This is a genomic window from Enterobacter sp. MGH 37 (assembly GCF_000534515.1).
In the GTDB taxonomy this organism is placed as follows: domain Bacteria; phylum Pseudomonadota; class Gammaproteobacteria; order Enterobacterales; family Enterobacteriaceae; genus Enterobacter; species Enterobacter kobei.
In genome coordinates this window covers 158,003-172,765 of sequence record NZ_KI973206.1, presented here as the reverse complement: position 1 = coordinate 172,765, position 14,763 = coordinate 158,003, and the positions used below count along the sequence as shown (strand labels likewise).

Annotated in this window: 12 protein-coding genes; 8 read left to right on the top strand and 4 right to left on the bottom strand. The window is 54.7% G+C overall.

Annotated features, from left to right (window positions below; all coding sequences use genetic code 11):
• The first annotated feature begins 43 nt into the window (after nucleotides 1–43).
• Both pyrG and eno read left to right on the top strand, forming a co-directional pair.
• Nucleotides 44–1,681 carry a glutamine hydrolyzing CTP synthase gene (gene pyrG, locus L383_RS10245; protein WP_014885046.1) on the top strand — a complete coding sequence of 546 codons (1,638 nt, stop codon included), beginning with the start codon at nucleotides 44–46 and terminating at the stop codon, nucleotides 1,679–1,681.
• Nucleotides 1,682–1,763: 82 nt separating this feature from the next.
• On the top strand, nucleotides 1,764–3,062 hold the full coding sequence (gene eno, locus L383_RS10250) for a phosphopyruvate hydratase (RefSeq protein ID WP_014885045.1): 1,299 nt from the start codon (nucleotides 1,764–1,766) through the stop codon (nucleotides 3,060–3,062).
• A gap of 52 nt (nucleotides 3,063–3,114) precedes the next feature.
• Here the strand turns inward: eno and L383_RS10255 are convergent, their stop codons facing one another.
• Together L383_RS10255 and L383_RS10260 are read right to left on the bottom strand one after the other, a co-directional pair.
• Nucleotides 3,115–4,224 carry an SDR family oxidoreductase gene (locus L383_RS10255; protein WP_023331198.1) on the bottom strand — a complete coding sequence of 370 codons (1,110 nt, stop codon included), beginning with the start codon at nucleotides 4,222–4,224 and terminating at the stop codon, nucleotides 3,115–3,117.
• Nucleotides 4,225–4,581: 357 nt separating this feature from the next.
• Nucleotides 4,582–5,406, bottom strand: coding sequence for a MurR/RpiR family transcriptional regulator (locus L383_RS10260; protein WP_023331197.1), 825 nt, complete (start codon nucleotides 5,404–5,406; stop codon nucleotides 4,582–4,584).
• A 165-nt stretch (nucleotides 5,407–5,571) separates the two neighbouring features.
• Between L383_RS10260 and L383_RS10265 the strand changes: the two genes are divergently transcribed.
• The 3 genes from L383_RS10265 to queE are packed head-to-tail and all read left to right on the top strand — an operon-like array spanning nucleotide 5,572 to nucleotide 8,564.
• Nucleotides 5,572–7,131 (top strand): maltose/glucose-specific PTS transporter subunit IIC, encoded by a 1,560-nt coding sequence (locus L383_RS10265; protein WP_014885042.1) that lies wholly within the window; start codon nucleotides 5,572–5,574, stop codon nucleotides 7,129–7,131.
• A complete protein-coding gene (locus L383_RS10270; protein ID WP_023331196.1) occupies nucleotides 7,131–7,838 on the top strand; it encodes an N-acetylmannosamine-6-phosphate 2-epimerase in 708 nt (235 codons plus the stop codon). Before L383_RS10265 ends, L383_RS10270 begins: the two co-directional genes overlap by 1 nt.
• 54 nt (nucleotides 7,839–7,892) lie before the next feature.
• Nucleotides 7,893–8,564 carry a 7-carboxy-7-deazaguanine synthase QueE gene (gene queE / locus L383_RS10275; protein WP_023331195.1) on the top strand — a complete coding sequence of 224 codons (672 nt, stop codon included), beginning with the start codon at nucleotides 7,893–7,895 and terminating at the stop codon, nucleotides 8,562–8,564.
• A 30-nt stretch (nucleotides 8,565–8,594) separates the two neighbouring features.
• Here queE and queD read toward each other — a convergent pair whose 3' ends face one another.
• Nucleotides 8,595–8,957, bottom strand: a complete 363-nt coding sequence (gene queD / locus L383_RS10280) for a 6-carboxytetrahydropterin synthase QueD (RefSeq protein ID WP_014885039.1) — start codon at nucleotides 8,955–8,957, stop codon at nucleotides 8,595–8,597.
• 306 nt (nucleotides 8,958–9,263) lie between these two features.
• On the opposite strand from queD, the gene cysJ reads away from it, so the two are divergent.
• From cysJ to cysH, 3 genes are read left to right on the top strand one after another with little or no spacing between them, the layout of a single operon-like run.
• Complete coding sequence (gene cysJ / locus L383_RS10285; RefSeq protein WP_023331194.1) at nucleotides 9,264–11,069, top strand: NADPH-dependent assimilatory sulfite reductase flavoprotein subunit; 1,806 nt, start codon at nucleotides 9,264–9,266, stop codon at nucleotides 11,067–11,069.
• Complete coding sequence (cysI, locus tag L383_RS10290; RefSeq protein ID WP_023331193.1) at nucleotides 11,069–12,781, top strand: assimilatory sulfite reductase (NADPH) hemoprotein subunit; 1,713 nt, start codon at nucleotides 11,069–11,071, stop codon at nucleotides 12,779–12,781. The genes cysJ and cysI overlap by 1 nt, the downstream gene beginning before the upstream one ends.
• A gap of 15 nt (nucleotides 12,782–12,796) precedes the next feature.
• The gene (cysH, locus tag L383_RS10295) at nucleotides 12,797–13,531 is read left to right on the top strand and encodes a phosphoadenosine phosphosulfate reductase (RefSeq protein ID WP_023331192.1); all 735 of its coding nucleotides are present in this window, start codon (nucleotides 12,797–12,799) and stop codon (nucleotides 13,529–13,531) included.
• A gap of 71 nt (nucleotides 13,532–13,602) precedes the next feature.
• On the opposite strand, the gene L383_RS10300 is transcribed toward cysH, so the two are convergent.
• Nucleotides 13,603–14,646: an aminopeptidase gene (locus L383_RS10300; protein WP_023331191.1), complete on the bottom strand. Its 1,044-nt coding sequence runs from the start codon at nucleotides 14,644–14,646 to the stop codon at nucleotides 13,603–13,605.
• Nucleotides 14,647–14,763: the final 117 nt, after the last annotated feature.

The following is a 14,763-nucleotide window of genomic DNA, read 5'->3' as shown; positions in this document are numbered from 1 at the left end:
TCCTGGTTATTCCATCGTTTCACCCTAACTTCTCAGGTTCAGCATGACAACGAACTATATTTTTGTGACCGGCGGGGTCGTATCCTCTCTGGGTAAAGGCATTGCCGCAGCCTCCCTCGCAGCCATTCTTGAAGCCCGTGGCCTCAATGTGACCATGATGAAACTGGATCCGTACATCAACGTCGATCCTGGCACCATGAGCCCAACCCAACACGGGGAAGTGTTCGTTACTGAAGACGGCGCTGAAACCGATCTGGATCTTGGCCACTACGAGCGTTTCATTCGTACCAAAATGACCCGTCGTAACAACTTTACGACTGGCCGCATCTACTCCGACGTTCTGCGTAAAGAGCGCCGCGGTGACTACCTGGGCGCGACCGTTCAGGTTATCCCACACATCACTAACGCCATCAAAGAGCGTGTCCTTGCCGGTGGCGAAGGGCATGACGTTGTGCTGGTTGAAATCGGCGGTACCGTAGGGGATATCGAATCCCTGCCGTTCCTCGAAGCGATTCGTCAGCTGGCGGTAGATATTGGTCGTGAGCATGCGCTGTTCATGCACCTGACGCTGGTGCCTTACATGGCGGCTGCAGGTGAAGTGAAAACCAAACCGACTCAGCACTCTGTTAAAGAGCTGCTCTCCATCGGTATTCAGCCTGACATCCTGGTTTGCCGTTCCGATCGCGCTATCCCGGCGAACGAACGTGCGAAAATTGCATTGTTCTGTAACGTGCCTGAAAAAGCCGTTATTTCAATGAAAGATGTCGATTCCATTTATAAAATCCCGGGCCTGTTGAAATCGCAGGGCCTGGACGATTATATTTGTAAACGATTCAGCTTGAACTGTCCGGAAGCTAACCTGTCTGAATGGGAACAGGTTATCTATGAAGAAGCCAATCCGGCGGGCGAAGTGACTATCGGTATGGTCGGCAAGTACATTGAACTGCCGGATGCCTATAAGTCAGTTATCGAAGCGCTGAAACACGGTGGTCTGAAGAACCGCGTCTCCGTGAACATCAAGCTGATTGATTCGCAGGATGTTGAAACGCGTGGCGTGGAAATTCTGAAAGATCTGGATGCGATTCTCATCCCTGGCGGCTTTGGCTACCGCGGTGTTGAAGGCAAGATCGCCACTGCACGCTATGCGCGTGAAAACAATATTCCTTACCTCGGCATCTGCCTGGGTATGCAGGTTGCGCTGATCGAATTTGCGCGCAACGTAGCGGGAATGGAAAACGCGAACTCTACGGAATTTGTGCCAGACTGTAAGTACCCTGTAGTGGCGCTGATTACGGAATGGCGCGACGAAGACGGTAACGTCGAAGTCCGTACCGAGAAGAGCGATCTGGGTGGCACAATGCGTCTTGGCGCACAGGCCTGCCAGCTGTCCGACGATAGCGTGGTTCGCAAGCTGTATGGCGAATCGGTCATCACCGAGCGCCATCGTCACCGCTATGAAGTCAACAACATGCTGTTGAAACAAATTGAAGCTGCGGGCCTGCGCGTTGCGGGCCGCTCCGGGGATGATCAGTTAGTCGAGATCATTGAAGTGCCAAACCATCCATGGTTTGTTGCCTGCCAGTTCCACCCGGAATTTACTTCAACGCCGCGTGACGGGCATCCGCTGTTTGCAGGCTTCGTGAAAGCCGCCAGCGAGTACCAGAAGCGTCAGGCGAAGTAAAAAAAGTTAGAACGGCAACGCGTACCTTTGGTACGCGTTGTTTGTCTGGAGTTTTAGTTTAACTTGTACTGAGGAAAATCTAATGTCCAAAATCGTTAAAGTCATCGGTCGTGAAATCATCGACTCCCGTGGTAACCCGACCGTTGAAGCTGAAGTTCATCTGGAAGGTGGTTTCGTCGGTATGGCAGCTGCTCCATCAGGTGCTTCTACGGGTTCCCGCGAAGCGCTGGAACTGCGCGATGGCGACAAATCCCGTTTCATGGGCAAAGGCGTACTGAAAGCGGTTGGCGCTGTAAACGGTCCTATTGCTCAGGCCATCATTGGCAAAGACGCTAAAGACCAGGCTGGCATCGACAAGATCATGATCGATCTGGACGGTACTGAAAACAAATCTAACTTCGGTGCGAACGCAATCCTGGCGGTTTCCCTGGCGAACGCCAAAGCAGCAGCGGCTGCTAAAGGTATGCCACTGTTCGAGCACATCGCTGAACTGAACGGCACCCCAGGCAAATACTCCATGCCTGTACCAATGATGAACATCATCAACGGTGGTGAGCACGCAGACAACAACGTTGATATTCAGGAATTCATGATTCAGCCAGTTGGCGCGAAATCCCTGAAAGAAGCGGTACGTATGGGTTCTGAAGTGTTCCACAACCTGGCTAAAGTTCTGAAAGCTAAAGGTATGAACACGGCTGTAGGTGACGAAGGTGGCTATGCGCCAAACCTGGGTTCTAACGCAGAAGCTCTGGCTGTTATCGCAGAAGCAGTAAAAGCTGCTGGCTACGAGCTGGGCAAAGACATCACCCTGGCGATGGACTGTGCAGCATCTGAATTCTACAAAGACGGTAAATACGTTCTGGCTGGCGAAGGCAACAAAGCGTTCACCTCCGAAGAGTTCACTCACTTCCTGGAAGACCTGACCAAACAGTACCCAATCGTCTCTATCGAAGACGGTCTGGACGAGTCTGACTGGGATGGTTTCGCATACCAGACCAAAGTACTGGGCGACAAAATCCAGCTGGTTGGTGACGATCTGTTCGTAACCAACACCAAGATCCTGAAAGAAGGCATCGAGAAAGGCATCGTTAACTCCATCCTGATCAAATTCAACCAGATCGGTTCTCTGACCGAAACCCTGGCTGCGATCAAAATGGCGAAAGACGCTGGCTACACCGCTGTCATCTCTCACCGTTCTGGTGAAACTGAAGATGCAACCATTGCTGACCTGGCAGTGGGTACCGCTGCAGGCCAGATCAAAACCGGTTCTATGAGCCGTTCTGACCGTGTTGCTAAATACAACCAGCTGATTCGTATCGAAGAAGCGCTGGGCGAAAAAGCACCATACAACGGTCGTAAAGAGATCAAAGGCCAGGCATAATTGCTTAAGCCTTAAATGAAAATGCCAGTCGAAAGACTGGCATTTTTTTTGGCTATTTAAAATCGACCGCCATTTGCTCCGGGATGGTCAATCCCCGGGTAGTCTGGACGCAGCGGGCGATATAATCCGTAAAACGCGGGGGTTTCGGCATTCCCATGCTGAGCAGCTTATCGTTGCTGAAGCGCACGTTCAGCGTGGCAAAGGCGCCGTATAAGCGCATCGCTCTCAGCATCAGGCGTTCGTTGCATGGACCAAAAATCGTTTTCAGCTCGCGGCGCATTCTGACCAGCGTTTCGTAGCTGACCTGCGCATATTTATCACCGACGGGCGCTTTCTCCAGCGCCTGCGCCATCGCCTGATCGATGTCTGCAAAGCGAACGCTGTTTTCTTCCCCGGCAGAAATATGCACCACCTCACCCGGACGCGCGTTGCTGCCGAGCAGCATTAACAGCGCGTCGGCGCAATAATCCACCGGCACTACGTCGATCCGGTCTTCCATTGAACACATAAACTTTTGCAGCATCAGGCCCATACTGAAGACCCAGAAGATGCTGCTCGACGGCGTGCAGCCGTGACGGGTATGGCCGACGACGATGGAGGGGCGGGCGATAAGCAGCGGCAGGTCCGGGCACTCCTGACGCATCAGCTTTTCAATGGTTGACTTCGAATAAGTGTATTCCACCAGATGTTCAGCATTTTCTCTGAATTCAGCACTTTCCGCGACCAGTGAATCCTGCTCCGGGGTGCATGACATTGCTGTGCCTACGTGCAGGAAACGCTGCAGTCCAGTGACCTGTTCCATGCGGCGTGCCAGCGCAAGGGTACCGTCGACGTTTACCTTCCAGATAAGCGGGTTGTTTCCAAATGAGGCGACAGCCGCGCAGTTAACCACATGCGTGACCTGGTTCAGTCGCGGATCGTTCAGAAAGGCCTCCGGCTGGCTGAGGTCGCCAATGAGAATATTCTCCACGCTCAGGGAAGCCAGTTTCTCCTCAGAAACGTTGAACTTACGCATGTTCTCCTGCACGCGCTCCAGCCCGCTTTGCGGATCGCCGGCGCGGGCAAGCAAAAGGAGTTTCACGGATTGATCGCTCGTCAGAATTTTTTCAAGTACTGCACCGCCCAGGAAACCGGTCACGCCTGTAATCAATAACATCTTCATTCATACCGTCTCATTATGATTGATGAGGCGGATTGTAGGCGCGCAAAAGTAAACGGCATTTAAATAATAAATCGCCGAAACAGGCTGCGTCTTAAGCTTATTTTAAGGAAAGGAAATCAGGTGGAGATATTGGACATTGCGGAAAGGTGAAAAATTCAATTTATAAATAATTATATTTCAACTTTATGATTTGTATTGATTTTTATGCTTCGGGGATAGGGTGGTTACAGCATTGAAAATGTAATAAATAAAATATTTTGTTACACCAAACATTTCTCTGGAAAATAAATTAAATTTTGCTTAAGGGAAATTGAGTAACTTAAAAGCAGGCTAGTTTATGTAGCCTGCGTAATATTTTCAGAGCAGCAAAGGAAGCGTAGCGCTGGCTGTTTGCTGGCTAACATCCGCGTAATGGTTGTCCAGCGTAATAAGAGAGGTGGTCAGCAATTCGACCAGCAGCATGACACCCACCTTTGCATTGAGCGCGCCAGCGCTAAGCGGGCCTTCTGGCTTGGCGGCTACCAGTTGCATATCACTCAGGGAAGCCAGCGGGCTACGTGGCGTGTTGCTGAGCGCCAGAACCTTTACGCCGCGCTTGCGGGCCAGTTTCACCACATGAAGTAAATCCCGCGTAGAACCGGAACTGGAGATAGCCACGACCAGCGTTTCAGCCGAGAGCGTTGCCGCATTCATGGCTGCGCGGTGCATGTCGCTAAATAACTGTGCGGGTTTACCCAGCCTTAATAACTTGTAATGCAGATACTCACCGAGGATTGCGCTGGCCGCGACGCCATAGATCTGCACGGATTGCGCCTGATGCAGTGCCAGTGCGGCTTTTTCAAGCAGCGCCCGGTCCAGGAGCCTGGCGGTATCCTGCAGAGCCAGGATTGACTCATCCACCACGTTATCAATTTCATCCCCGGCCTCTCGCGCGGGCTGACCCTGCTGAATATCCAGCGCCAGCGCCATTTTGAATTCGTTATAGCCCTTGCAGCCCAGCGTCCGGCAAAGACGCGTCACGCTGGCCTCGCTGGTGTGACTCTCGCGCGCCAGTTCCGTGATCGTCAGGTAGAGCACTCGGGCGGGATCGCTGAGGACAAACTCGCCGAGTTTTTGTTGTGTTGGGCTGTACCCGGAAGCCTCCTGGCGGAGCTTCAGCAGCAGATTTTCATGGTCCGACATGCCAGGTCCTTAATGCGTTTCTCTGTGACTAGTGTGACGGAAAGCAGGGGAAAGATGCCAGTCATTTTGAAAAAGTATGATCGGTCTCCTGGTTTTTGATGATAATTTTCACTATTAAATATTTATATGGTAAAAATTTTCATCAATAAATGAGGGGATGAAAAAATGATGCAAATGTTCAGTGGAGCCTCTTCGGGGGGATGGTTTGAAAAAGCGCAGCGCTTCGGCAAATCGTTTATGTTGCCCATCGCCGTGTTGCCTGCGGCGGGTCTGCTGCTTGGGATAGGCGGCGCGTTGTCGAATCCCAATACGCTAACGGCCTATCCGTTTTTAGATGTGGGCTGGCTGCAGGCGGTTTTCACCATCATGAGCAGTGCAGGTTCCATCGTATTTGCGAACCTCTCGGTGCTGTTTGCGGTTGGGGTGGCCGTTGGGCTGGCAAAAAGTGATAAAGGCACGGCAGGGCTGGCGGCGTTACTGGCGTTTCTGGTGATGAACGCCACCATCAACGCGCTGCTGATCCTCACCGGCAAACTGGCGCAGGAAAACCCGGGGGCCGTGGGGCAGGGGATGACGCTGGGGATTCAGACGCTGGAAACGGGTGTATTTGGCGGCGTAGTGATTGGTCTCGTGACCTGCGCGTTGCATCACCGGTTTAATAAAATTGCCCTTCCGCAGTTCCTGGGCTTCTTTGGCGGCTCGCGCTTTGTCCCGATTATCAGCTCGCTGGCGGCGATACTCGTCGGCGCGCTGATGACCGTGGTCTGGCCGCATTTCCAGAAACTGATCTTTGGTCTGGGCGGGCTGGTAGACGCCACCGGTTATCTGGGCACCCTGCTGTACGGCTTCATTTTACGCATGCTGGGCCCGTTCGGGTTGCACCACATCTTCTATCTTCCGTTCTGGACCACGGCCCTTGGCGGCAGCGAGATCGTCAATGGTCATCTGGTGGAGGGTACGCAGCGTATCTTCTTCGCCCAGCTGGCTGACCCGACGACGCGTCAGTTTTATGAAGGTACGTCGCGCTTCATGTCTGGGCGCTTTATTACGATGATGTTTGGCCTGCTCGGCGCGTGTCTGGCGATGTACCACACGGCAAAACCCGAGAACAAAAAGCGCGTTGCCGGGCTGCTGCTCTCTGCGGCGTTAACCTCTTTCCTGACGGGCATTACCGAGCCCATCGAGTTCTCCTTCCTGTTTATTGCGCCGGTGCTTTACGTCATCCATGCGCTGTTTGACGGGCTGGCGTTCATGCTTGCACACATGCTGCATATCACCATCGGGCAAACCTTCTCCGGCGGTTTTATCGACTTCGTGCTGTTCGGTATTTTGCAGGGGGAGGCCAAAACCAACTGGATGTTCGTTCCGCTGGTCGGCGTGCCGTGGTTCTTCCTTTACTACTTCACCTTCCGCTACCTGATTAACCGTTTTGATTTCGCCACGCCGGGCCGTGAAAAGACGGCGATGGTTGATGAAGTGAGTCTGCCGCAAAGCGAGCGCGCTGCGGCGGTGATCGCCGGATTAGGTGGAAAAGACAATCTGGACGAGGTGGACTGCTGCGCCACGCGCCTTCGCGTCACGGTCAAAGACGGCAGCAAGGTGGATGACGCGGCGCTGAAAGCGACCGGCGCGCGCGGCGTTATCGTGCGCGGTAACGGGGTTCAGGTCATTTATGGCCCGCACGTCACCATTATCAAAAACGAAGTGGAAGAGATTTTATCGTAATGAAAACTGTACTGGATAACCTGAAGGGAAAACTGGTCGTCTCCTGTCAGGCGCTGGAGAATGAACCGCTGCATAGCCCGTTTATTATGTCGCGGATGGCGCTGGCGGCGGCGCAGGGCGGGGCCGCTGCCATTCGTGCCAACAGCGTGGTGGATATCGAGGCCATTAAGCAGCAGGTCTCTTTGCCTGTCATCGGCATCATCAAACGGGATTACCCGGAAAGCGAAGTGTTTATCACCGCCACGATGAAAGAGGTGGATGAGCTCATGGCCGTCTCTCCGGAAATCATAGCCCTTGATGCCACGGCCAGGGAGCGTCCCGGTGGGGAATCCCTGGAAACGCTGGTCATGCGCATCCGCTCGCGCTACCCCTCGGTACTGCTGATGGCGGATATTTCCACCGTGGACGAAGCCGTGACGGCGCAGGCGCTGGGCTTTGACTGCGTCGGCACGACGCTTTACGGCTATACGGCGGAAACGGCAGGCCATTCGCTTCCGGAGAACGACTGCGCGTTCCTGAAGGCCGTGCTGGCAGCCGTGACGGTTCCCGTGGTTGCCGAAGGGAACGTGGATACGCCTGAACGCGCGGCCCGGTGCCTGGCGCTGGGTGCGCACACGGTCGTCGTCGGTGGCGCGATCACCCGTCCACAGCAAATTACCGAACGGTTTATGGCGGCGATTAGCGCGCAAAGCACCGATGGAGCATGACCATCCGGCGGGGATCTGCGATACTTATCGTTTATCCCCTTAACTGAGATGACTATGCAGTACCCGATTAACGAGATGTTCCAGACCCTGCAAGGCGAGGGTTACTTTACCGGCGTTCCCGCTATTTTCATTCGTTTACAGGGATGCCCGGTTGGCTGTGCCTGGTGTGATACCAAACATACGTGGGATAAGCTCGCAGATCGGGAAGTGTCGCTGTTTAGCATTCTGGTGAAAACCAAAGAGAGCGATAAGTGGGGCGCGGGCAGTTCAGAAGATCTGCTGGCGATTATTGGTCGTCAGGGCTGGACGGCGCGCCATGTGGTGATCACCGGCGGTGAACCCTGTATCCACGATCTGACCCCGCTGACCGAGCTGCTCGAAAAGAACGGCTACAGCTGCCAGATTGAAACCAGTGGCACCCACGAAGTGCGCTGCTCTCACTCTACCTGGGTGACGGTTTCGCCAAAAGTGAATATGCGCGGCGGGTATGACGTGCTCTCTCAGGCGCTGGAACGCGCGGATGAGATTAAGCACCCAGTAGGGCGCGTGCGCGATATCGAAGCGCTGGACGAACTGCTGGCGACGCTGACGGATGAAAAGCAGCGGGTGATTGCCCTGCAGCCTATCAGCCAGAAAGAAGATGCGACGCGTCTGTGTATTGAAACCTGTATCGCGCGTAACTGGCGCCTGTCCATGCAGACGCACAAATACCTGAATATAGCCTAAAAAAAAGCCCGGTTTTGCCGGGCTATTTTTTTACTCTCCGCGATACACGCAGCCTGCCGTGCAGGTCTCTTTGATCATCACCGCGCTCAGCAGTGGTACCAGCGGCTTCATCTGATCCCAAATCCATTTTGCCAGCACTTCGCTGGTCGGGTTTTCAAGGCCCGGGATCTCATTCAGATAGTAGTGATCCAGACGGTCGTAGGTCGGTTTAAACGCGGCCTTCAGTTCGGCAAAATCCATGATCCAACCGGTATGCGGATCAACTTCACCGGTGATCTCAAGACGCACCATAAACGAATGCCCATGCAGACGGCCACATTTATGCCCTTCAGGAACATGCGGAAGGTGGTGGGCGGCTTCGAAGGTGAAATCTTTAAACAGTGTGGTGGACATGATCGCTCTCAGTAATGCGGAAAAAACCGCCGCATAGTACCGGAAAGCACAATTTTTAGCATTAACTAAAACGGCTCTGAAGGCGCAGCCATGGTGGTAAGGTGCTTTTTTGGTTTTTAACTATTTATTTTCAATGAGTTAGTTAACCTGTTTTATCGCTAAGAACGATAACTAAAACAGGTTAGTCCATTTGGTTATTTATTATTTCCATCCCTTCTTTAATTGTTATTATCCTCGCCGTTAACCTTATCTTCAGTTTGGATTTATTCGCTTAAAGTCCGCTTGGCTACTGGAACATAACGACGCATGACAACACAGGCCCCACCATCAAATTTGCTTCCCCTGAACCCGGAGCAACTGGCGCGCCTTCAGGCTGCCACCTCTGATTTTTCTCCCACTCAGCTTGCCTGGGTCTCCGGTTATTTCTGGGGAATGCTCAATCAGCAGCCTGGCGCTGTCGCGGGCGCACCGGCAACGGCTGTGGAAATTCCCGCTATTACGCTGATTTCCGCCTCGCAGACGGGCAACGCCCGCCGCGTGGCCGAAGCGTTGCGTGACGACCTGCTGGCCGCCAAACTGAACGTGAACCTGGTCAACGCCGGCGATTATAAATTTAAGCAAATCGCGTCAGAAAAGCTGCTGGTGGTGGTCGCCTCTACCCAGGGCGAAGGTGAACCCGCTGAAGAAGCGGTAGCGCTGCATAAGTTTCTGTTCTCGAAAAAAGCCCCAAAACTGGATGGCACGGCGTTTGCCGTGTTTGGTCTGGGCGATACCTCCTATGAATTCTTCTGTCAGTCCGGTAAAGACTTCGACAGTAAGCTGGCGGAGCTCGGCGCAGAGCGCCTGCTGGACCGCGTCGACGCGGATGTGGAATACCAGACTGCCGCCGCCGAATGGCGCGCGCGCATTGTTGAGGTGCTGAAAGCGCGCGTGCCGAAAGAGACGCCGGCGCAGGCCGCATTGACCTCAGCGGGCGTCGTCAACGATATCCATACCAGCCCTTACACGAAAGAAGCACCGCTGGCGGCAAGCCTGTCGGTGAACCAGAAAATCACTGGCCGCGACTCGGAAAAAGACGTGCGTCATATCGAAATCGATCTCGGTGACTCTGGCCTGCGTTATCAGCCTGGCGATGCGCTGGGCGTCTGGTATCAGAACGATCCGGCGCTGGTGAAAGAGCTGGTTGAGCTGCTGTGGCTGAAAGGTGATGAGCCTGTCACCGTTGACGGCAAAACCCAGTCGCTTTCTGATGCGCTGCAGTGGCATTTCGAACTGACGGTCAACACTCCGAACATCGTCGAAAATTACGCCACCTTAACGCGCAGTGAATCGCTGCTGCCGCTGGTGGGCGACAAAGCGAAACTGCAGCATTACGCCGCGACGACGCCGATTGTCGATATGGTGCGCTTCTCTCCGGCGCAGCTGGATGCCGATGCAGTGGTCGGGCTGCTGCGTCCATTGACCCCGCGCCTCTACTCCATCGCCTCTTCTCAGGCAGAGGTGGAGAGCGAAGTGCATATCACCGTGGGCGTGGTGCGATATGACATCGAAGGCCGCGCCCGTGCGGGTGGGGCATCAAGTTTCCTGGCGGACCGCGTGGAAGAAGAGGGCGAAGTGCGCGTCTTTATCGAGCACAACGACAACTTCCGTCTGCCGGCAAACCCGGAAACCCCGGTGATCATGATTGGTCCAGGCACCGGTATTGCGCCGTTCCGCGCCTTTATGCAGCAACGTGCAGCGGACGACGCGCCAGGCAAAAACTGGCTGTTCTTCGGCAACCCACACTTTACCGAAGATTTCCTCTACCAGGTTGAGTGGCAGCGTTACGTCAAAGAGGGCGTGTTGACCCGTATCGATCTGGCCTGGTCCCGCGACCAGAAAGAAAAAGTCTACGTACAAGACAAACTGCGCGAACAGGGCGCAGAGCTGTGGCGCTGGATCAATGACGGTGCCCACATTTATGTCTGCGGCGACGCCAATCGCATGGCGAAAGACGTTGAGCAGGCACTGCTGGAAGTGATTGCCGAATTCGGCGGTATGGATGCCGAAACGGCGGATGAATTTTTAAGTGAGCTGCGCGTTGAGCGCCGTTATCAGCGAGATGTCTACTAATGAGCGAAAAATATCCAGGGCCACTGGTGGTCGAAGGTAAACTGACAGACGCCGAGCGCATGAAGCTGGAAAGCAACTACCTGCGCGGCACCATTGCTGAAGATTTGAATGACGGTCTCACCGGCGGTTTTAAAGGCGACAACTTCCTGCTGATCCGTTTCCACGGTATGTACCAGCAGGACGACCGCGATATTCGCGCTGAGCGTGCCGAACAGAAGCTGGAGCCGCGTCATGCGATGCTGCTGCGCTGCCGTCTGCCGGGTGGGGTCATCACCACCAAACAGTGGCAGGCGATTGATAAATTCGCTGGCGAAAACACGATCTACGGCAGCATCCGCCTGACCAACCGTCAGACCTTCCAGTTCCACGGTATTCTGAAGAAGAACGTGAAGCCGGTGCACCAGATGCTCCACTCCGTTGGGCTGGACGCACTGGCTACTGCCAACGACATGAACCGTAACGTGCTTTGCACGTCGAACCCGTACGAGTCTGAGCTGCATGCCGAAGCGTATGAGTGGGCGAAGAAGATCTCTGAGCATCTGCTGCCGCGCACCCGCGCCTATGCAGAGATTTGGCTCGATCAGGAGAAAGTCGCGACCACCGATGAAGAACCGATTCTCGGCCAGACCTATCTGCCGCGTAAGTTCAAAACCACGGTCGTGATCCCGCCGCAGAACGATATTGACCTGCATGCCAACGACATGAACTTCGTGGCGATTGCCGAAAACGGCAAGCTGGTCGGCTTTAACCTGCTGGTGGGCGGGGGCCTGTCCATTGAGCACGGTAACAAGAAAACCTACGCCCGCACCGCGAGCGAGTTTGGTTTCCTGCCGCTGGAGCACACGCTGGCGGTGGCGGAAGCCGTGGTCACGACCCAGCGCGACTGGGGTAACCGTACCGACCGTAAAAACGCGAAAACCAAATATACCCTCGAGCGCGTGGGGGTGGAGACGTTCAAAGCGGAAGTGGAGCGTCGCGCGGGGATCAAATTTGAGCCAGTCCGTCCTTACGAATTCACCGGTCGCGGCGATCGTATTGGCTGGGTGAAAGGTATCGACAATAAATGGCATCTGACGCTGTTTATCGAAAATGGTCGAATTCTGGATTATCCGGGCCGTCCGCTGAAAACCGGTCTGCTGGAAATTGCGAAGATCCACAAAGGCGAGTTCCGCATTACCGCTAACCAGAACCTGATCATTGCCGGCGTGCCGGAGAGCCTGAAGGCAAAGATCGAGACGCTGGCGCGCGATCATGGGTTGATGGATGCGGTCAAACCGCAGCGTGAAAACTCCATGGCCTGCGTGTCGTTCCCGACCTGTCCGCTGGCGATGGCCGAAGCGGAACGTTTCCTGCCGTCATTTACTGACAAAGTGGAAGCGATTCTGGAAAAACACGGCATTCCGGACGAGCATATTGTTATGCGAGTGACCGGCTGCCCGAACGGCTGCGGTCGCGCGATGCTGGCCGAGCTGGGGCTGGTGGGGAAAGCGCCGGGTCGCTATAACCTGCATCTGGGCGGTAACCGTATCGGCACACGTATTCCACGTATGTTCCGCGAGAACATCACCGAGCCGGAAATTCTTGATTCCATCGACGAGCTTGTCGGGCGCTGGGCGAAAGAGCGCGAAGCGGGTGAAGGCTTCGGCGACTTTACGGTGCGTGCGGGCATCATTCGCCCGGTGCTCGATCCCGCAAGGGATTTCTGGGAGTAACCACGAGAGGTAATTATGTCCGTACTCGATCTAAACGCCCTTAACGAACTGCCAAAAGTCGAACGCATTCTGGCGCTGGCAGAAACCAACGCCCAACTGGAAAAGCTCGATGCCGAAGGGCGCGTGGCCTGGGCGCTGGAAAACCTGCCGGAAGACTATGTGCTTTCGTCGAGCTTTGGTATTCAGGCGGCGGTGAGTTTGCATCTGGTGAATCAGATCCGTCCGGACATTCCGGTGATCCTCACCGACACCGGCTACCTGTTCCCGGAAACCTACCAGTTTATTGACGAGCTGACGGACAAGCTCAGGCTGAACCTGAAAGTCTACCGCGCGACGGAAAGCGCGGCCTGGCAGGAGGCACGCTACGGCAAGCTGTGGGAGCAGGGCGTTGAGGGCATTGAGAAATACAATGAGATCAACAAAGTCGAGCCGATGAACCGGGCACTGAAAGAGCTTAACGCGCAGACGTGGTTTGCAGGGTTGCGCCGTGAGCAATCCGGCAGCCGTGCCACGCTGCCGGTGCTGGCGGTTCAGCGCGGAGTCTTTAAGGTGCTGCCGATTATCGACTGGGATAACCGGACGGTGTACCAGTACCTGCAAAAACACGGGCTGAAGTACCATCCGCTGTGGGACCAGGGCTACCTGTCAGTTGGAGACACCCACACCACGCGCAAATGGGAACCGGGAATGGCGGAAGAAGAGACGCGATTCTTTGGGCTGAAGCGCGAGTGCGGGTTGCACGAAGGGTAATTCCTTAACCGCCCTCTCCCTGTGGGAGAGGGGTGGGGTGAGGGCATCAGGCCGCGCTATACTTAAAAACCTCAGCCTTTCCCCGCCTTCGCCAGCTCCTTCACCAGCGGCAGCATCACTTTCACCACGTCCCGGCTGCGGTGTTCAATGCGCTGCGGCAGGGCGCTATCAATATGCTGCTGATTATCCAGCATCACGTTATGCCAGCTTGTCCCGTCCGGGAAGGCTTTCGATTTTCCCCGTTGCTGGTAGCCATCTTTTTTCCCCAGCGCCCAGTTGGTTGCTTCCACGTAAAGGACCGGAATGCCCGCTTTATCGAACACTTCGCCGTCGTTGCAGCAGCCCGTTCCTCGCGGATAATTTGGATTGCCGCCCGGGTTGCTGGCGGCATACACCCCGTGGCTGCGGGCAATGGCGAGCGCCCGGTCACGCGTCAGTTTACGCACGCTTCCCGGCGTACTCTGTCCGCTGTTGAAATACAGTTTATCGCCGACAATTAGGTTATCGAGGTTAATTACCAGCAGCGTATTTTTCTTCTCTTCAGCGCTCATGCGTTTAAGGAGATTCTCAGCGCCGAGCTTACCCTCCTCTTCACCGCTGGTGGCAACGAAACGAATGCCATATTGCGTCGGAATGTTCTTCATTCGCTCGGCCAGTTCGAGCATCACGCCAAGACCCGCTGCGTTATCGTCAATGCCCTGCAGCGTCAGCCCGCCGAGGTTGTTATCGGTGTCGGCATCGCTGAGCGGTGCGTAAGTATCGAGATGCGCCATGATAATAATCTGTTCCGCCGCGCGACCTTCGTGAGCCGCAATAACCGTACTGCCGGTCACGTTGTGCCAGTTTTGTGTTTTATTGCGCGAGGTATAGATATAGCGGCTGTGAAACGACCGGATATCGCTCTGGTAACCCATATCAGCAAATTGCTGGCGAATATAGTCAGCGGAGAGCATTTCCGCAGGTGAACCGGTCATGCGGCCAGGGAACACGGTGGCAATATGCCGCGCCTGCTGAGTGGCGATTTCACCATAGGGTTGATTTTTTGCCTGAGCCGGAAGAATAAAGCAAACGCCTAGCGCCAGGGCAGCAACACAGTGGCGCGTTGCGGAAAACATAGTGAGTCCTTAAAAACAGAGCAAAATTTTAACTGGCCTAGTATGAAACTGTGATCGCCCATACACAATTTGAATTGCTCTTAAATGCCCGAAAATTCGCGTGTTAAGCACTTTTTG

What these genes read in the sequence shown, in the direction of transcription:
- pyrG (WP_014885046.1), top strand. Translation starts at nt 44, where the DNA reads ATGACAACGAACTATATTTTTGTGACCGGCGGGGTCGTATCCTCTCTG.
- eno (WP_014885045.1), top strand. Translation starts at nt 1,764, where the DNA reads ATGTCCAAAATCGTTAAAGTCATCGGTCGTGAAATCATCGACTCCCGT.
- L383_RS10265 (WP_014885042.1), top strand. Translation starts at nt 5,572, where the DNA reads ATGATGCAAATGTTCAGTGGAGCCTCTTCGGGGGGATGGTTTGAAAAA.
- L383_RS10300 (WP_023331191.1), bottom strand. Translation starts at nt 14,646, where the DNA reads ATGTTTTCCGCAACGCGCCACTGTGTTGCTGCCCTGGCGCTAGGCGTT.
- cysI (WP_023331193.1), top strand. Translation starts at nt 11,069, where the DNA reads ATGAGCGAAAAATATCCAGGGCCACTGGTGGTCGAAGGTAAACTGACA.
- cysJ (WP_023331194.1), top strand. Translation starts at nt 9,264, where the DNA reads ATGACAACACAGGCCCCACCATCAAATTTGCTTCCCCTGAACCCGGAG.
- L383_RS10255 (WP_023331198.1), bottom strand. Translation starts at nt 4,224, where the DNA reads ATGAAGATGTTATTGATTACAGGCGTGACCGGTTTCCTGGGCGGTGCA.
- queE (WP_023331195.1), top strand. Translation starts at nt 7,893, where the DNA reads ATGCAGTACCCGATTAACGAGATGTTCCAGACCCTGCAAGGCGAGGGT.
- L383_RS10260 (WP_023331197.1), bottom strand. Translation starts at nt 5,406, where the DNA reads ATGTCGGACCATGAAAATCTGCTGCTGAAGCTCCGCCAGGAGGCTTCC.
- L383_RS10270 (WP_023331196.1), top strand. Translation starts at nt 7,131, where the DNA reads ATGAAAACTGTACTGGATAACCTGAAGGGAAAACTGGTCGTCTCCTGT.
- queD (WP_014885039.1), bottom strand. Translation starts at nt 8,957, where the DNA reads ATGTCCACCACACTGTTTAAAGATTTCACCTTCGAAGCCGCCCACCAC.
- cysH (WP_023331192.1), top strand. Translation starts at nt 12,797, where the DNA reads ATGTCCGTACTCGATCTAAACGCCCTTAACGAACTGCCAAAAGTCGAA.